Below are 17,901 nucleotides of genomic sequence, written 5' to 3'. Positions count from 1 at the left end.
TTTGCTTGTTTTAAAAAGTATGTGCTTTCAATATCAGGAGATAGAAACAATGGCAATATTTCATATGAGCGCTCAAACAATAACACGCAGTAAGGGGCATAGTAGCGTAGCTGCGGCAGCTTATCGCCACGGCGAAAAGTTAACGGACGAACACACAGGAGAGATCCACGACTACAGCAAAAAGAAAGGTATTTCAGACAGTGTGATATTAATACCAGAAAGCGCAGACCGTAATTTTTTAAAGCCTGCATATTTATGGAACACGATAGAAAAAAGCGAAAAAAGAAAAGATGCGCAGTTAGCACGCGAGTTTAATATTGCGCTTCCTGTCGAAATGACAGACGAAGAAAAAAAGGCGTTAGCAATAGATTTTTGCCAAGAGCATTTTGTAAAAAATGGAATGATAGCTGATATAGCTTTTCACAAGCTCGATAGCGACAACCCACATTTCCACGTAATGCTAACTACTCGCCGCCTTACTCCTGACGGTGCAGGGTTCGGGCAAAAGGTCAGAGAATGGAACAGCAAAGAGCAGCTACAAGAATGGCGCAAGAGCTGGGCAGACACAGCGAACGAGCACATGCAAAAGGCTGGCATCGATGCGCGTATTGATCATCGTTCACTGAAAGAACAAAAAGCAGAGCTTGACGCTATCCTCCCCCCTATCAGAACGGTTGAGCAAGAGGCGCAGACTATCAGCTTAGACAGACCGCCGACTATCCATAGAGGCCATAGCCGCAATCCAGAGCGACAAGCAAGATTTCGCGTGCTACAAGAAGTGAAAGTATCACAAGAGGCAAAAGCACTTAACAACATTGAACAGAAACAGCTTAAGCCCTCGCCGCTGGCTCCTGCTTCCTCCTCTGCCGCATCTTTGCCAGATGCTACACAGGGAGGCAATGAAAACAACCCACAAAATAAACTCGGCGGAGTTGGAGAATATCTTCAATCTAAACTCAATAAGGAAGATAAAGCAGATCTTAATGCTGATAATGAAATCAAATCCCCTACGTCTAAAGATACTAAAAATAATAATAAAAGCAGTTCAGCAGCAGCTACAGGTTCAACATCAAATATTAATTTGATAGATGAGAAAATAGATAAGAACCTACACTTAACAGAAGCACAAAAAGAAGAGTTAGAGGATTTAGAAAATAAAGAAGCCGCAGCTAAGAAAAAAGCTTATCTGATGGGTGGCACTGCCGTCCCTGAACTTTCACAAGATAACAAAACACAGTCAAAAAGTGAGTTTAAAAATAAATTTCATACAGCTAAACAAACAATATCATTAACTGAACAGAGATTTAATGAAGAACGTGAAGCATATGAGAACAGAAGAAACCGACCAATACAGCGCTAAGTATTTTGCTCATTTTTTATCCCCAATGAATGACTCAGCGTTATATTTAATTTAACCAATTGATAGTATTGGTTTATTTTCACCTAACGTCGTATTGTTTATATCGATCAAAATCGATCAAATGATAGTTTTTAACTATCATAACTATACTATCGATCGATTAAAGCAATTGACATACCGATCGATAAACCAATTTTAATCGCTAAAAACTATCAATACTAAACAATTGATCTGTAATAACGATCATTTTGCTTGAGAGTAGCCCTCCTCATGGTATGCTCGGAGCGTGGAAGGCCGGGCGAATCACCTTGGTATCTTCATGATTAAGCTAAAAACTATCGCGCTATGAGGAATGAAATTTTATGAAAACCGAAAACATTATTTTTCTTTTTTGGGCAGTGATTTTTATCCTGATTCTCTGCCAGTTTTTTTACTTTGGCCCTAAGAAAAGAAGGCATCTCAATACTTACACAGAGATGTTAGATGGTGATATTCTCTCATATGAATGCCAAAATACCGGTATAGTCATTAATACTAAAAAACGCACAGTACGTATTTTCAATGCAGATAAAGATAGCACTTTCGAATACGGCAACATCAGGGAAATAAATTATACGCTATCCGAAGCCGGAAAAATTTATAGCACAGGTAATAATCTAAACTCTATGATAAAGTCCGCTGGAGCTAACAGTAATGAACAAATGTTAGCTAATCAGCGTTCCGGTATTTTTATACTGACAGATGATATAAAAAATCCTTCATGGAAAATCAATCTACCAATGAAAAATAAAACATCATCGACCAATCAGGAGATCTGCGATCGCTGGCTTCTCATTTTTAATAAATACGTTTTATAACCTTGTTGTGTTTTATTATTTATATTTGGAGTTGATATGAAAAGATTGATTGCGGCAGCATTTATTATTCTTCCTTTGGCGAGTTGTACCGTTTATGGAAACAAATCCATTAAAAACGAAACACAGGAGAACATAGCCTCTAAGATTATCAAGGGTAAAACTACTCAACAAGATATCCTTCGTTTTTATGGGGAGCCTCAGACTAAAGAAACTAACGATGGTAAAGAAATGTGGGGGTATTCCGTTATGTCCGGCGAATCTCAGATTTCAAATTACATACCGGGATTAGCATTATTAAAGAACAGCAGCACAGCGCACATGAAAGATCTTGAGATCTGGTTTAAAGGTGATGTTGTTGAACGCTATACCTTTAGACAAACGGCAAGTAAAACTTCTCGCGGATTGTTAGATTAATCTAAATCCAATACCATTTTACCTATAAAAGAAGTTGGTGTAATCCGACTTCTTTTATATTTTATCCATGATTTGACATTACTTATATTTCTATTAGTGCTTCATGAAATGGCACTTTGATTTTTATATTTTCATCTGGTATTTTATCTTTATTTTTATTAAAAATTTGTACTAGTAGTACTAATTAATTAATTTAAAAGTTTTTGGTTTTAAGGTTTTGGGGTTTGTGTTTTAGCGGGGCGGCTTTCAGCCGTAGTAGTTTTCCTCCGAAGGAGGAAATAGTTTTTCTTTAAGCATTCCCCCCCTACCCCCCACGCCAAAAAGGCTGAAATAGAGAGATAGGAGATGCTCATTGCGCCTTGAAAATATTCAGAACGTTTCCATTCTGATACTTCCCCCACGACCCACGCAAACACAAATCATGAAACTTTCAAACAACTCTCGTTTTACTAAAGAGTCTATACTACTGTTTGTAAATTTTTTAGATTGTGCGATTCAGGTTGGCAGCTACGCATATCCCGGTTAACCGCTGCCGCAATATTCTAAGTTTCACCAAACACCCGATGTCCTTCGTACTTAGACCTTGATACAACAAGGGTAATATTATATTGCTTTTGTAGATTAAATGTTTCTGGAAATGGTATTGACATTTTATCTATGTCAAAGTCGGCGAAACTTGTTTAATCATGCAGATTAGAGGCTTCTGGAAGTGGTATTTAACATTAGTTAAAAGTCGACGAAGCATTTCTAATCTTTTGTATCTTTATATTATATAAATCTATATATAACATCAGTCAATAGATAAAATCAAAAATATTTTAAAAACATGATTAGATGAAAAACAAAAAAAGACCAGATTAAACCCCAGTCTCTGTTTTACTTAATATCAGTTATGTTTTTCATATATAGTCCTAAAACGCTCTGTACGCGATTTTGAGACGTTTTACACTGGAAGCGGTGTAATCATATAAATAATAAAATATAATACTGTAATGATATTTACGCCGCTTGATTACGCGAATAAAAAATCTTTTCATCAATCCATTCGTCAACTTCACTTTCAACAAATGCGATAGTTCTTTAACCAGTCTTGATCGGAGAAGGGAAATCACCCCGGCTAATCAGCCGATAGATCCACGCTTTACAAAAACCAGTCTTGTTTAACACTTCGGGTAAGCGGATAAGTCTTTTTCTTTCGTTCATATATTTCCTCATAGTTGTTTTGATGAGGCTATTATTCGAATATCGCTTATGACGATCAACAACTTTTTTTAGCAAAAAGTGCTTTTTTAGTTGACTATTTTAAATCAACAGTCATTCATTCACCTTCGGAAGTTGAACTCATGAGTTCAACTCCTCACCGCTAGTCATGACATTCAAATGTGCTTATTTTTTAGCCACATTGCTTTTTTTATCCCTTCATTGCACCTCAATGTAAAACACAAATAATTAATATATTTAATAATCAAATGATTAAACAGTCGATTACAGGGACGCCAGCCCAAAATTCTTCAAAGATGGTTCCAGAGCCATCCGCAGAAGTCCTGAAAGCCCGCACAGCGTAAGCCTTGCGGGCTTTTTTGTGTCTGTAACTCCTGCTAGCTACATAGAAGGAAGTTAACGACATCCTAAAATCATGAGAAAGATTAATTGATCAATATTTATCCATGAGGAATATTAAGTCGCCGGGGCAAGAGGCTCCGGGATTCAATAAGGAGATATCTCATGGGCTATTACATTCTCAAGAAAAGTACAAAAACCGTACAGAACCAGAAGTATTACTTTGTGTTGAAGGCAAGCAATGGCGAAACTATCGCCACCAGCGAAATGTACTCCACTAAGCAAGCCGCACAAAATGGCATCAGATCCGTTCAGCAGAATGGTAGCTCAGCTGATGTCCGCGACCAAACTTAACATCGCAGCCTAATTTAAGGGCTGTCATCAGCCCTTTTTCATGCTGCACGGCCAGCACCTTGCCCGCATGAGGGCGGAAAACCTCATTGAGAGCGAGAGACAGGCGCAGCGCGTTAATTATTCTATTAAAGATGAATCAGTACAAAAGCTGGTAGCGACCTTAAAAGCGATTTTCTGCCCGGAGAATACATGATGAGCCACGCCACAGCTTCACCCAATGAAATCAACCAACTCAGGAAAAAGGGGCCGTGATTGTTGATATTCGCGAAAAAGATGAGTTTCGCCGCAAGCACATCCCCGGAGCTATTTCATGGCCTCTGAGTGAGATACAGCCTGGCAACACGCTGCACACCTTCCCCGCACAGAGTCCCATGATTTTTCATTGTCAGGTAGGCACGCGTACCCAACAGAACAGAGCAGCGCTGGCAAAAACCGTCGATGGTGGCGAACTCGTCCTGCTTGAGGGTGGGATCAATGCCTGTAAACAAGCGGGTCTTCCGATAGTAAAAAACGACAGACAGCCTCTCCTCCTGATGCGACAGGTGCAGATCACTGCCGGAACGATGGTTCTGGTGGGGGTTATTGCGGGGTATAATCTGCATCAGGGATTCTTTTTACTATCCGGTTTTGTCGGCGCGGGTTTGCTTTTTGCTGGTATCAGTGGCTGGTACGGCATGGCAAATTTACTGGCAAAAATGCCCTGGCATCGCCAGTAGTAAAAATAAAGCCGGTCAGAACACGATGATTCATTTACAGTTTATTCCTAAAGCCAGATGTTACTGAGCGTGCCATTGTTAACTACGGTCAGAACATTAATGACTTTGATGAGGGAATATTCATGAAAAAGACAATTATCGCTTTATCAGCATTTCTGCTGGCTTCGTCGGCTTTTGCCGCTACCACACATGCAACCGATGAAACCGTAGCCAATGCACAGGCAGGCGCGAATACCGCAAAAGAGAAACTGCATCAGGCTCAGGATGAAGGGTCTGAACTGAAACTCAAGTCTAAACATGCTGCTGAAGGTAAAAGCGACAGCCTGAGTAGCAAGGCGAGCGAAGGCACACAAAAAGCCTGGAATAAAACCAAAGAAGGGACTGAAAAAGGTTGGGATGCCACCAAAGAAGGTGCTCAGAAAGGCTGGAACAAAACCAAAGAAGGTGCCAGCGACGTGAAGAAAAAAGTCACCGAATAAGTTAACTCAGAGGCCGCAAATGCGGCCTTTTCTTTATCTTAACAAACCCCATTCTTTGCTTCCTGGCTGCATAGCCCTTACACTGCTGTTTTCCTTCAAAAACCATTAAACACGCTTATGTCTGACACCTTCATCCGCCAGCCACTTCCCCTGCCAAACGGTCACAACAAAGTGCTGCTGCATTCCTGTTGCGCGCCCTGCTCCGGTGAAGTAATGGAAGCGATGCTGGCTTCCGGTATCGATTACACCATTTTCTTTTACAACCCAAACATTCATCCACTGAAAGAATACGAACTGCGGAAGGAAGAAAATATACGCTTTGCCGAGCAGTTTGGTGTCCCTTTTGTCGATGCCGACTACGACAAAGACAACTGGTTCGAACGCGCCCGCGGTATGGAGTGGGAGCCGGAACGCGGCGTGCGCTGCACCATGTGTTTTGATATGCGCTTCGAACGCACTGCATTATATGCCCACGAACATGGTTTCCCGGTCATCACCAGCTCACTGGGTATTTCGCGCTGGAAGAATATGCAGCAAATCAACGATTGTGGAGTACGTGCCGCCGCACGTTATCCGGATATGCTGTATTGGGAATTTAACTGGCGTAAAGGTGGGGGTTCCGCACGCATGATCGAAATCAGCAAGCGCGAGCGTTTCTATCAGCAGGAATATTGTGGTTGCATCTATTCATTACGCGACAGTAACCGCCATCGCGTCGCCAGTGGTCGGGAACGCATCGAGATTGGCGTGCAGTATTACCAGCCTGATGAAGACTAGCTCTGCAGAATGCTGGTGAAAAACCGCTGAACCATCGTCGCATCCGGCTGCCTGCCTTCCTGAATAATGGAACGCAGCAGCCACGCATCAGTGAACGCTACCGCGGCTTCTGCCTGCTGCGAAGTCAACGCCAGTTGCTGTTGCAGTATTTGCTGATGACTGGTAATCCATGCCGCTGCTGCCTGCCGCAGACGAGGGCGTGAAACCGCAGCAACAAACAATTCGTACTCACAAATTAATCTTGCCCGCGCATCCAGCGTCCAGAACAAGAACCGGGTTAGCTGCCGTGGGATGTCCGTTTCTGCTTCCACGAGAAACCACTCTTGTGTTTGCCGGGTAAAATTCTCCACCGCCCGTTCGATGACCGCAGCATGCAGCTCATCGAGATTTTTAAAATGATAAGTGACGGTTCCAGGCGAGATATCACAATCTGTTGCCACCGCGCGATGGGTACAGGCATGTAATCCGTCACGGCGAATAATCGCCGCTGCACAGTGCAAAATGTTGTCACGCATCTGCTCAGCGCCAGCGCGCATCGCTCTCTTCCCGACACTCATCATCTGACTCATCTTACTTCAACAGCTGTGCACTGCCTGAAAAGGTGTTCTTGCCGTTGGCAGAAGTGATATGAAACGCCGGAGCACCTGCGCGGTCAGCTTTTTGAGCGAGCGCTGCAACCAGATCGTCAAGATTGCTGGCACCGCTGGCACTGATATGCCCGATCACCTGCTGCGTTCCTGGAGACGCAATTTCAGTGGCAGCCAACGCCGAAGCACTCAGGGAGACCAGCGCACCGGTCATCATCAGTTTTACAAGGATAGTTTTCATATTTGCTCCAATAGGGGGGAAATGCTGGAGCGCATGGTAGAGCGATGGTCAGATAAACATAACCCTGTCATCCTGACAGACTTATTCATTAAAATTGAACAAGAATAGCCAATTAAAACACCGTACAACGTACAAAATTAGAAATTATTATCTATAAAATAACATAAAAATAATTAAATACTCCAAAAACAGACTTCCATCGTACCGGCGTACGATAAACCCGTGTCAAGCCTTGCGTTTTCTGGTCAAAAAAAAGCAGCGCTTCCTGGGAAAACGCTGCTGTTATAACCGCCCAAATCGTTAAATCCGTTAACGCACCACTACCGTCAACAGTACGATCACTGCCATCATGATTAGCAGATGGCACACCACCTTATCCAGTTTGCGCATATCGCCTCCCTGGTTTTAGAACCACTGACCAAAACGTTTGATGTAGAACGTTTTCATGCCCTGCGCCAGCACGCAGTAACCCAGCAGAATCGCGACCAGCCACGGGAAGTAGGCCCACGGCAGCGGTACCAGACCCACCATCGCGCCGAGTGGCGAGAACGGTAGCAAAATCCCAGCCACCATCACACAGCCGGTGGCAAGCAACACCGGCAATGCCGCACGGCTCTGAATAAACGGAATTTTTTGTGTCCGCAGCATATGCACCACCAACGTCTGTGACAGCAACCCTTCTACAAACCAGCCAGACTGGAACAGCGACTGTACTGCCGGAGTATTGGCAGCGAACACATACCACATGACGGCAAAGGTTGTGATATCAAAGATGGAAGAGGTCGGCCCAATCCACAACATGAAACGTTTGATATTACGCGCATCCCATTTACGCGGTTTACGCAGGAATTCACGGTCCATTTTGTCCCACGGCAGTGCCAGCTGGGAAACGTCATACATCAGGTTCTGAATCAGCAGATGTATCGCCAGCATTGGCAGGAACGGTATAAAGGCGCTCGCTACCAGCACGGAAAAGACGTTGCCGAAGTTAGAGCTGGCGGTCATATTCAGGTACTTAATGATGTTACCGAAGGTTTCCCGCCCCTTCATCACGCCGGCCTCCAGCACCATCAGATCTTTTTCCAGCAGGATAATGTCAGATGATTCTTTCGCGATATCCGCAGCGCTATCGACAGAGATCCCCACATCCGCATCGCGCAGGGCTGGTGCATCGTTGATACCGTCCCCCAGGAAGCCAACGGTATGATCCTGCTGTTGCAGCGCTCGCAGGATGCGTGATTTCTGCAATGGCGTCAGTTTGGCGAATACCGCACTCTGCGCGGCTACTGTCGCCAGCTGTTCATCACTCATCGCCGCAATGTCATCACCGGTAACGATGGTGCCACAGTCAATACCGACCTGCTGGCAGATACGCGCCGTCACGACCGGGTTATCACCGGTCAGCACTTTGACGCTGACACCGTTTTCCTGCAACGCAGTAATGGCTTTCGCAGCACTCTCTTTTGGCGGATCGAGGAAGGTGAGCAACCCTTCGATCGTCAGCCCCTGCTCATCTGCCACACTCAGCGCATGCTGTAAGCCGGGTTCCGGCAGAACACGGCTGGCAACCAGCAGCACGCGAAATCCCTGTTCGTTATACTGATGCGCCAGTGCCAGCAGTTCCGCACGACGATTCGCATCCAATGGCTGGATTAGCTTACCTTCACGTTCTGCCGTGGCAATGCTCAGCATCTCTTCCACCGCGCCTTTGCAGATCAGCAACTGCTGACCAAGACGACGGTCTGCCACCACCACCGATACCCGGCGGCGGATGAAATCAAACGGCAGCTCATCCACTTTGCTGTAGTAATCCGCCACAGCACTGCTGACGCGGTGTTCACCGTAGCGCAGGATGGCGCGGTCCATCAGATTGGGCGTGCTACTTTGATAGTGGCTGTTCAGCCAGCTCAGCATCAGTACGCGTGAGTTTTCCACGCCCGCACAATCAAGATGGTGCTCCAGAATAATGTTGTCCTGGGTCAGCGTGCCGGTTTTATCGGTACACAGAATATCCATCGCACCCAGGTTCTGAATCGCATTCAGACGTTTCACGATAACTTTGCGGCGTGACATGGCGATCGCACCTTTCGCCAGGTTGGAACTGACAATCATCGGCAGCATTTCCGGTGTCAGGCCCACCGCCACCGCCAGGGCAAACAATGCAGCATCCAGCCAGTCACCTTTGGTCAAGCCGTTAATCAGCAAAACCACCGGCACCATCACCAGCATAAAACGGATCAACAACCAGCTAACGCTGTTAACTCCACGGTCAAACGACGTTTGCGTACGGTTGCCAACGATGGATTTCGCCAGGCTGCCAAAATAGGTTTCCTCTCCGGTCGCCACCACTACGGCTTTCGCTGTACCGCTGGAGACGTTGGTTCCCATCAGACACACGCTACCCAGTTCCAGCAGAGAAGCCCCCTGCTCACTGGAAGCCATGCTTTTGCTGGCGAGGTTGCCGGTGACATCATATTTTTCCACCGGCAGCGACTCGCCAGTCAGAATTGCCTGGCTGATAAACAGATCGCGTGAATCAAGCAGGCGCACATCGGCAGGCACCAGATCCCCGGCAGAGAGATAAATGATGTCGCCCGGCACCAGGGTGGTAATGTCCACTTCCTGTTTGCACGCGGGTTGCTGTGCCGATTCGCGACGCAGTACCGTCGCGGTGGTACGCACCATAGATTTGAGTGCCTGAGCCGCTTTATTAGTACGGAATTCCTGCCAGAAACGCAGCAAACCGCTGAGCGTTACCATCGTCAAAATGATGATGACACCGGTCAGATCGGTCTCCTCGCCATGGCGTGCCGGTATCCAGTAATCGGTGAAGAAGCTCACGCCGGCCAGCACCATCAGGACATAAATAAATGGATTGTTGAACGCCAGCAACAGCTGTACCAGCGCTGGTGGCGCTTTATCATGTGCCACCTGATTGTGACCAAATACCGCCAGACGCGCTTCAGCTTCACTGGCACTCAGTCCCTGCGCATCGCTATGCACCCGAGCCAGGGTTTCACTGGCGGTGAAAGCAGCTTCTTCTTCAATCAGATAGCGCGGGGTTTTCTGACGCGGCTGACGTGCGATGTTCAGCGCTCTTTTTTCTTTATTGAGTTTCATGTCAGTCATCGTGACACTCCTCTTTTTTACGGCGATAAATATCCCTGCATGTCTGGCATGCATTATTGGGAAATAAATTAACGGCAAAGCGTTATTAAAAAAAAACGACACACACGAAATATTCATGCCTGTTTACGGGAAGAGAAAATAAGTTATCCCGCTCACTGAGACAGTAAGTAATGAATATTCAACGATGTCGATGCCCGCGTTCTGTCGCCAGATGCGCAGGAAGAACCAGCACACTGAAGATCAGTGTGCGCACCGAGGTGGAGGGAAAAGTGCGTGTAAAATCATGTGCATGACGTTATCCCCTGGGCAGTAGCCCGTACAAAAGTTAAAGCATGGGAACAATCGTCAGAAAAGAGAGAGGATTGCTACCTGCCGGTTCCGGCAAGCAGCAACAAAAGAATTCGTGCGTCAGCTTGCCTTGTGTTGTGTTAAATAAGGGTGACTGTCCAACTGAATTCTCCTGTTTGAAGTTGCGGCCATTATATTCCCGGCACATGTATTGTAAAGTTAATTATTCTGCCATCGGTTTCCGTTTAAATTCTGTTGTAAATCCCCTGACTTCAACCGATCCATACCTGAGCTAATGTTAAGGTTCCGCAAATCTGTTCACCCCATGTTTACCGGCTTATAACCATAAGGTTAGCCTTAGAACTTTAAGGCATATCTATATCTGATAATTGACTATTATTCATTACAACGCTTTCGTAAACTCGCGTTACTTTTTTAAGGCAAGGAATTCTCATGAAAAAAATAATCCCCTCCCTGCTGGCGTTATCGATGGTAGCCGCGTTCTCAGTTAATGCCGCAACGCCGAAAGATACGCTGGTGATTGCCCAATCCACCGACGATGCCGACAGCTTTGACCCGGCCCAGGGCTTTGAGCTGACGACAGTCCAGGCGTTCACCAACATTTACCAACGCCTGGTCCAGTCCGACCCGCAAAATCCGACCGACCTGAAACCCACCCTGGCAACCTCCTGGCAGCCAGGCAGTGACAACCGCAGCCTGACATTTGAACTGCGTAAAGATGCCAAATTCGCCAGCGGCAACCCACTGCGTCCGGAAGATGTGATCTTCTCACTGGGCCGTGTGGTGAAGCTAAACCTCGATCCTTCCTTTATCCTTACTCAGCTCGGCTGGAACAAGGACAACGTTGATAGCTTCCTGAAAAAAGTTGACGACAACCATGTCCAAATCAGCTGGAGCGCCAACGTGAGTCCGGCCTATGTGCTGAGCCTGCTATCTGCGCCCGTCTCCTCAATCGTTGATGAGAAAACCGCGCAGGCAAACGCGACCAATGGCGATTTTGGTCACGCATGGCTTGCCACCCATTCGGCGGGCAGCGGCCCTTATCAGATCCGCAAAGTGGTATTACACGAAGTGGTGTTGCTGACGGCTAACCCCACCTCTCCGGCTGGCGCGCCGAAGCTGAAGAACATCCTGATCAAAAACGTACCGGAACCGGCTGCGCGTCGTCTGCTGCTGGAGCAGGGTGATGTGGATATCGCACGTAATCTCGGTGCCGACCAGATTGCAGCGCTGAAAGGCAAAGCGGGCGTGAAAACTGAAGCCATCCCGATGGCCTCGCTTTACTACATCCAGTTCAACGTGGGTGCCAATCCGGAGCTGAAAAACCCGGCATTGTGGGAAGCCGCGCGTTACCTGTTCGACTATAAAGGTATCGCCAACGACCTGCTGAAAGGCCAGTTCGAAGTGCATCAGACCTTCCTGCCAAAAGGTTTCCTCGGTGCCCTTAACGATACCCCGTACAGCTACGATCCGGAAAAAGCCAAAGCGATTCTGAAGAAGGCCGGTCTGACCAACGTCAGCTTTACCCTCTCCACCAGCAATCAGCCGCCGTATCTGGACATCGCGCAGGCGTTGCAGGGCAGCTTTGCCAAAGGTGGCGTGAAGGTTGAAGTGCAGCCGGGACTCAGTTCTGAAGTGTCTACCAAGGTTAAAGCGCACCAGTATCAGGCGACGCTGAATGCCTGGGGTGCTGACTACTTCGATCCCAACACCAACGCCGCCTCCTTTGCTTACAACCCGGAAGATGGCAGCAAAACCATCGCTTACCGTTCTGACTGGCACATCCCGGAGCTGAGCAAGCAAACGCTGGCAGCCACCGCCGAGAGCGACAGCAACAAGCGTGTGGAAATGTACCAGGCGATGCAGCGTGAAGTGCTAAAGAACTCACCTTATGTGATTGGTCTGCAGGCACGTAACCTGATTGCGCTGCGCGACAATCTGCAAGGCTACGTTCAGGGCATCAACCCGGATATGGTGTATTACTCACAGGTTACCAAGTAATGGCGGCATCAGCCCCACAGGCCGGGTTCGCCCGGCCACTCTGGCAACGCACCAGCCGATTAATCACCAGCCTGCTGTCGCTGCTGGTGACGCTGCTCGGCCTGCTGGCCTTTACCTTTATGTTATCGCACCTGTCACCGGTCGATCCGGTGCAGCAGATCGCAGGCGATCACGCCAGTGAAGCCACTTATGCGCAGGTGCGTCACGATCTCGGTCTCGATCAGCCGGTGCTGGTGCAGTTCTGGCGTTATATCAGCCATCTGGCCCACGGCGATCTCGGCCTGTCCCATCTGACCAATCAACCGGTTAGCGCCGACCTGATGCGCACCTTCCCGGCGACCATTGAGCTGGCGACCTGTTCGATCATTTTTGCGGCGGTATTCGGTGTGGCGCTGGCGCTGCTGGCGGCCTGGAAACCAGGCAGCATCATCGATAACGTGGCGCGTTTTATTTCGCTGCTCGGTTATTCCGTGCCGGTGTTCTGGCTCGGTCTGCTCGGTCTGCTGTTGTTTTACGCCGTGCTGCACTGGTCTGCCGGACCGGGTCAGCTGGATGATATCTGGATATATACGCTGGAGCCGAAAACCGGCTTTGTGCTGATTGATAGCTGGCTGTCCGGGGACCCTGAGATGTTCCGCAATGCGATCGCCCATATCTGGCTGCCGGTGGTGATTCTCGGCATGCTGGCGATGGCCGGGATTACGCGCCTGCTGCGTGCCGCGTTGCTGGAGGAGAGCAGCAAGGAGTATGTGATTCTGGCGCGCGCCAAAGGTGCTGGCCGCACGCGCATTCTGCTGCGTCATATCTTTCCCAACGTGCTCGGCACGCTGATTACCGTTATCGCCCTCTCCTGGGCCACCCTGCTGGAAGGTTCGGTGCTGACGGAAACCGTTTTTGCCTGGCCCGGCGTGGGTCGTTACATGACTAACGCGCTGTTCTCCGCCGATGTTCCGGCGATTCTCGGCGCGACCCTGCTGATTGGCAGCTGCTTTATTCTGCTTAACGCGGTGGCCGACGCCCTGACCTGGTTAACCGATCCGAGAACCCGATGACTCAACAACTCTCCGAACTGGAAACGCTGCGCCCACGTCGCAGCCGACGTCGCATCACCTCTCTCAGCATCGGTTTAACGCTGGTGGTGATTCTGCTGGTGATGGCGGTATTTGCACCGCTGCTGTCCCCTTTTGATCCGAATGTGCAAACCATCAGTATGCGCCTGCTGCCGCCTTCGGCAACCCACTGGTTTGGCACCGATGGTTTTGGTCGTGATCTGCTGTCTCGCGTGATTTATGGCACCCGTCCGACGCTGCTGTTAGTGGCGCTGATTCTGGTACTGACCATCCCAGTAGGTCTGCTGGTCGGCATCACCGCCGGTTATGTTGGTGGCTGGACCGAGCGCGTGCTGATGCGCATTACCGACATTTTTCTCTCGCTGCCTAATCTGGTTATCGCCCTGGCGTTTGTCGCCATGCTCGGCCCAGGTCTGATGAACGGCGCGCTGGCGCTGGCACTCACCAGCTGGCCACCGTTCGCCCGTCAGGCGCGCGCCGAGACACTGGCGCTGCGCCGTAGTGATTACCTCGCCGCAGCGCGGATGCAGGGCATCACCGGCCTGCGTCTGATGTTCGGCCATATTCTGCCGCTTTGCTTGCCTACCGCGGTGGTGCGTGCGGCGCTGAGTCTCGGCGGCATTATTCTTTCCGCTGCCGGTCTCGGCTTCCTCGGCATGGGTGTGCAACCGCCTACCGCAGAATGGGGATCGATGGTGGCCGAAGGCAGCAAAGTCATTTTCGACCAATGGTGGGTGGCTGCAGCCCCCGGTGCTGCCATCTTGTTCGCCAGCCTGGCCTTTAACCTGGCAGGCGACGGCCTGCGTGACCAACTGGATACCCGCCATGCCAAATGATCTGTTAATTGATGCTCAGGGGCTGGTGATTCGCAGCGACGACGCGTTGCTGGTTGATAACATCCACTTTCAGCTCGGGCGCGAACGCGTGGCGCTGGTCGGTGAGTCAGGTTCGGGCAAATCCCTCACCGCCCGCACCCTGATGGGGCTGTTGTCACCGTCACTGCATTTGCACGCGGATCGTCTGCAGGTGGTGGGTCAGGATGCGTTGCAGATGCGCGAGCGCGACTGGAGCCGCCTGCGCGGCAGCAGGGTAGCGATGGTGATGCAGGACCCGAAATACGCCCTCAACCCAACGCGCACCATTGGCTGGCAGGTGGAGGAACCGCTGGTGCTGCACCATCGTCTGAGCCGCGCCGAGCGCAAAGAGAAAGTGTGCGACATGCTCGATGCCGTCGGCCTGCCGGATCCCCGTCAGCTGATGAAACGTTATCCGCATCAGCTCTCCGGGGGAATGGGCCAGCGTGTAATGCTGGCGATTGCCTTGATCACCGATCCCGAGCTGCTGATCGCCGATGAACCGACCTCAGCACTCGATCATGCGATGCGTGATCAGGTGCTGGCGCTGATTCGTCGTCTGGTGGAACAACGCAACATGGGGCTGCTGCTGATCAGCCACGATCTGCAACAGGTGTCGGAGCATTGCGAGCGGGTGATGGTGATGTATAAAGGCCGTCTGCTGGATACCTTGCCTGCGGCGGAGTTGTCCAACGCCAGCCATCCGTATACCCGTACGCTGTGGGCCTGCCGTCCGAGCAAAGCCACCCACGGCGCAGCACTGCCAGTGCTGGATCGTGCCGCCCTGGAGCAGAACCATGATTGAGTTATCCAACCTGAGCGTATCCCATAAACAGGGCTACGAACTGCGCACCGTGGTGCATGACGTCAACCTTAATGTAAAGGCAGGCGAATGTTTTGGCCTGGTTGGTCCCTCTGGCTGCGGTAAATCATCGCTGCTGTGGGTGATGGCCGGACTCAACCCGCACTGGTCCGGCAGCATGGCGCTGGCGGGCACCACCGTGAAACCGGGTAAACCCTTTACCGGCCAGTTGCGGCGTGATGTGCAGATGGTATTTCAGGATCCCTACGCTTCGCTGCATCCACGCCATCGCCTGCGTCGTACCCTGGCCGAGCCGTTAAAACTGCTGAAACAGGACCATATCGACGATCGCATCAACGATGGATTTCGCCATGTGGGCCTTGATCCGGCGCTGGCAGATCGCTATCCGCATCAGCTCTCGGGCGGCCAGCGTCAGCGCGTCGCCATTGTGCGCGCCCTGTTGCTTCAGCCGAAGATCCTGCTGCTGGATGAGCCAACCTCGGCGCTGGATATGTCAGTGCAGGCAGAGATCCTCAACCTGCTGAACGAGCTGAAGCGTGATGATGGATTGACGATGGTGCTGGTAAGCCACGATCCTGACGTGATCGATCATATGTGCGATCGCGCCGTTCGCATGGCACAGGGCAGGATTGTTGAACAGTTAAGTGCTTAAAACCGCGCAATAAATTGCGCCGCTACGATCAGGCCAGTTTTTGTAGCGGCGCAATTCATCGGGCAATCCGTTAATGCGCCATCGTTTGCAATGTTTCGCTGCGGATCGACTCGGTAATTTCCGCCTTCAGCGTCATAAACTCCGGTGAAGTTTTAATGGTGTAATCACGGCCACTGTTAAAATTCACCGCCACCTCCTGTTTGATGCGACCCGGCCGGGCGCTGAAGATCGCCACCTTATTTGCCATAAAGATCGCCTCATCGATGTCGTGTGTAACGAAGAGCACCGTCTTGCGCGATTGCTCCCACACTGACAGCAACAACTCCTGCATCATCACCCGCGTCTGATTATCCAGGGCACCAAAGGGTTCATCCATCAGCAGCACTTTCGGGTCATTCGCCAGCGCACGCGCGATGGCGGTACGCTGCTGCATGCCGCCAGAGAGCTGGCGTGGATAGTGCTGGGCAAAGCCACGCAGCCCCACCTGCTGGATATAATAATCGCTGCGCTCCTTTTGCTGCGCGGCACTCAGGCCGCGTTCGCGCAGACCAAAGCGGATGTTCTCTTCCACCGTCAGCCACGGGAACAGCGTGTAGCTCTGAAACACCATGCCGCGGTCGGCTCCGGGGCCATCGACCGGCTGCCCATCAAGCCAGATCTCTCCACGCGTCGGGGTATCCAGCCCGGCAATGATGCGCAACAACGTCGATTTGCCACATCCTGACGGGCCGAGGATGGTGATGAAATCATTCTCCTCCACCTGGTAATGAATCGGCTGCAACGCCAGCGTTTGTTCACCTTTCGGCCCGGTAAATACGCGCTCCACCCCGCGCACGTTCAGCTTGCTGTGTTTCATCACAGGTTACTCCATGCAAACAAGCGCCGGTTGGCGACTTTGAACAGATAATCGGACACCAGCCCGATACAACCAATCACGATGATGCCAAAGATAATTTGCCCGGTATTCAGCAGCGCCTGGCTATCGACAATCATATGGCCGATACCGCTTTCCGAGCCGATCAACTCGGCAACGATCACATAGGTCCATGCCCAGCCCAGCACCAGGCGCAGCAGCTCGGCAATGCCGGGAGCGGCACCGGGGATCAATACCCGACGCACGATGGAACGATTGCTACAGCCGAGTGTATAGGCTGCCTCAACCAAATCACGCCGTGCGCTACTGACGGTGACCGCCACCATCAATACAATCTGGAAAAAGGAGCCGATAAAGATGACAAGGATTTTCTGCATTTCACCAATACCGGCCCACAGGATCAGCAGTGGCACAAAGGCCGATGCAGGCAGATAACGGCAGAAGGAGACGAAGGGTTCGAGAAAGGCTTCCCACATTTTGTACGCGCCCATCATGATGCCGAGCGGCACCCCGATCAGGGCCGCCAGCAGGAACCCAGCCAGCACGCGCATCACCGTCATGCCGATATCCAGCGAAAAGTTATATTCGGTGAATAGCGACACCCCCTGTTGCAGCATGGTGATGGGATCGGCAAGGAAGGTTGGCGATACCATGCCACTGAAGGTCACCAGCGCCCACACCGCGACGAACAGCACAAAGAAAGCCACGCCAAGGCCGATACGCAACCGGGTTGAGATCGCTTTTAACGGCACCATTAGCGGATTGTGCCAGCGGCGTGGTGCATCCGGCAGCGCCTCGGGCGGCGTTACGGGTTGGCTTTTACTCATCTCCATCTCCTGTCTCC

General features: G+C 50.2%; 18 protein-coding genes and 2 pseudogenes. 13 read left to right on the top strand and 7 right to left on the bottom strand.

Annotated features, from left to right (window positions below):
- Window positions 1–49: 49 nt before the first annotated feature.
- The 3 genes from mobQ (at window position 50) to RCF31_RS18060 (ending at window position 2,631) form a co-directional block, all read left to right on the top strand.
- Window positions 50–1,360 carry a MobQ family relaxase gene (gene mobQ / locus RCF31_RS18070; protein ID WP_416411868.1) on the top strand — a complete coding sequence of 437 codons (1,311 nt, stop codon included), beginning with the start codon at window positions 50–52 and terminating at the stop codon, window positions 1,358–1,360.
- 362 nt (window positions 1,361–1,722) lie between these two features.
- The gene (locus RCF31_RS18065) at window positions 1,723–2,217 is read left to right on the top strand and encodes a DUF4755 domain-containing protein (protein WP_079844914.1); all 495 of its coding nucleotides are present in this window, start codon (window positions 1,723–1,725) and stop codon (window positions 2,215–2,217) included.
- Between the two features lie 36 nt (window positions 2,218–2,253).
- Window positions 2,254–2,631: a hypothetical protein gene (locus tag RCF31_RS18060; protein ID WP_416411867.1), complete on the top strand. Its 378-nt coding sequence runs from the start codon at window positions 2,254–2,256 to the stop codon at window positions 2,629–2,631.
- Window positions 2,632–3,630: 999 nt separating this feature from the next.
- Here the strand turns inward: RCF31_RS18060 and RCF31_RS18055 are convergent.
- Window positions 3,631–3,834 (bottom strand): annotated as a pseudogene (locus tag RCF31_RS18055) (helix-turn-helix transcriptional regulator).
- Between the two features lie 522 nt (window positions 3,835–4,356).
- Between RCF31_RS18055 and RCF31_RS18050 the strand changes: the two are divergent.
- The 5 genes and pseudogenes from RCF31_RS18050 to RCF31_RS18030 all read left to right on the top strand — a co-directional run bounded on the left by RCF31_RS18050 (window position 4,357) and on the right by RCF31_RS18030 (window position 6,517).
- On the top strand, window positions 4,357–4,545 hold the full coding sequence (locus RCF31_RS18050; protein WP_299449670.1) for a YegP family protein: 189 nt from the start codon (window positions 4,357–4,359) through the stop codon (window positions 4,543–4,545).
- Window positions 4,546–4,597: 52 nt separating this feature from the next.
- Window positions 4,598–4,738 (top strand): annotated as a pseudogene (locus RCF31_RS18045) (ArsR/SmtB family transcription factor); the annotation flags it as partial.
- A gap of 55 nt (window positions 4,739–4,793) precedes the next feature.
- Window positions 4,794–5,261, top strand: coding sequence for a rhodanese-like domain-containing protein (locus RCF31_RS18040; protein ID WP_416411866.1), 468 nt, complete (start codon window positions 4,794–4,796; stop codon window positions 5,259–5,261).
- Between the two features lie 122 nt (window positions 5,262–5,383).
- A complete protein-coding gene (locus tag RCF31_RS18035; RefSeq protein ID WP_299449669.1) occupies window positions 5,384–5,740 on the top strand; it encodes a hypothetical protein in 357 nt (118 codons plus the stop codon).
- Between the two features lie 117 nt (window positions 5,741–5,857).
- A complete protein-coding gene (locus RCF31_RS18030) occupies window positions 5,858–6,517 on the top strand; it encodes an epoxyqueuosine reductase QueH (RefSeq protein WP_084876377.1) in 660 nt (219 codons plus the stop codon).
- On the opposite strand, the gene RCF31_RS18025 is transcribed toward RCF31_RS18030, so the two are convergent.
- The 4 genes from RCF31_RS18025 to mgtA all read right to left on the bottom strand — a co-directional run bounded on the left by RCF31_RS18025 (window position 6,514) and on the right by mgtA (window position 10,474).
- The gene (locus tag RCF31_RS18025) at window positions 6,514–7,086 is read right to left on the bottom strand and encodes a TetR/AcrR family transcriptional regulator (RefSeq protein ID WP_299449668.1); all 573 of its coding nucleotides are present in this window, start codon (window positions 7,084–7,086) and stop codon (window positions 6,514–6,516) included. The genes RCF31_RS18030 and RCF31_RS18025 overlap by 4 nt on opposite strands.
- Window position 7,087: 1 nt before the next feature.
- On the bottom strand, window positions 7,088–7,345 hold the full coding sequence (locus tag RCF31_RS18020) for a DUF1471 domain-containing protein (RefSeq protein WP_299449667.1): 258 nt from the start codon (window positions 7,343–7,345) through the stop codon (window positions 7,088–7,090).
- A gap of 151 nt (window positions 7,346–7,496) precedes the next feature.
- Window positions 7,497–7,712 (bottom strand): hypothetical protein, encoded by a 216-nt coding sequence (locus RCF31_RS18015; protein ID WP_416411865.1) that lies wholly within the window; start codon window positions 7,710–7,712, stop codon window positions 7,497–7,499.
- A 38-nt stretch (window positions 7,713–7,750) separates the two neighbouring features.
- A complete protein-coding gene (mgtA, locus tag RCF31_RS18010; RefSeq protein WP_416411864.1) occupies window positions 7,751–10,474 on the bottom strand; it encodes a magnesium-translocating P-type ATPase in 2,724 nt (907 codons plus the stop codon).
- 741 nt (window positions 10,475–11,215) lie between these two features.
- Between mgtA and RCF31_RS18005 the strand changes: the two genes are divergently transcribed.
- From RCF31_RS18005 to RCF31_RS17985, 5 genes are read left to right on the top strand one after another with little or no spacing between them, the layout of a single operon-like run.
- On the top strand, window positions 11,216–12,784 hold the full coding sequence (locus RCF31_RS18005; RefSeq protein ID WP_416411863.1) for an ABC transporter substrate-binding protein: 1,569 nt from the start codon (window positions 11,216–11,218) through the stop codon (window positions 12,782–12,784).
- Window positions 12,784–13,836, top strand: a complete 1,053-nt coding sequence (locus RCF31_RS18000; RefSeq protein ID WP_416411862.1) for an ABC transporter permease — start codon at window positions 12,784–12,786, stop codon at window positions 13,834–13,836. Before RCF31_RS18005 ends, RCF31_RS18000 begins: the two co-directional genes overlap by 1 nt.
- Complete coding sequence (locus RCF31_RS17995) at window positions 13,833–14,690, top strand: ABC transporter permease (RefSeq protein WP_084876383.1); 858 nt, start codon at window positions 13,833–13,835, stop codon at window positions 14,688–14,690. Before RCF31_RS18000 ends, RCF31_RS17995 begins: the two co-directional genes overlap by 4 nt.
- Window positions 14,680–15,513, top strand: coding sequence for an ABC transporter ATP-binding protein (locus tag RCF31_RS17990; protein WP_416411861.1), 834 nt, complete (start codon window positions 14,680–14,682; stop codon window positions 15,511–15,513). Before RCF31_RS17995 ends, RCF31_RS17990 begins: the two co-directional genes overlap by 11 nt.
- On the top strand, window positions 15,506–16,183 hold the full coding sequence (locus RCF31_RS17985) for an ABC transporter ATP-binding protein (protein ID WP_416411860.1): 678 nt from the start codon (window positions 15,506–15,508) through the stop codon (window positions 16,181–16,183). The genes RCF31_RS17990 and RCF31_RS17985 overlap by 8 nt, the downstream gene beginning before the upstream one ends.
- Window positions 16,184–16,253: 70 nt before the next feature.
- Here the strand turns inward: RCF31_RS17985 and RCF31_RS17980 are convergent, their stop codons facing one another.
- On the bottom strand, window positions 16,254–17,039 hold the full coding sequence (locus tag RCF31_RS17980; RefSeq protein ID WP_084876386.1) for an ABC transporter ATP-binding protein: 786 nt from the start codon (window positions 17,037–17,039) through the stop codon (window positions 16,254–16,256).
- Window positions 17,039–17,884, bottom strand: coding sequence for an ABC transporter permease (locus tag RCF31_RS17975; RefSeq protein WP_299449661.1), 846 nt, complete (start codon window positions 17,882–17,884; stop codon window positions 17,039–17,041). The genes RCF31_RS17980 and RCF31_RS17975 overlap by 1 nt, the downstream gene beginning before the upstream one ends.
- Between the last annotated feature and the right edge of the window lie 17 nt (window positions 17,885–17,901).

It is taken from the genome of Pantoea sp. App145, assembly GCF_047947045.1.
In the GTDB taxonomy this organism is placed as follows: domain Bacteria; phylum Pseudomonadota; class Gammaproteobacteria; order Enterobacterales; family Enterobacteriaceae; genus Pantoea.
Note: the sequence above shows the minus strand (reverse complement) of the source record. Positions and strands in the feature narration are given on the sequence as shown.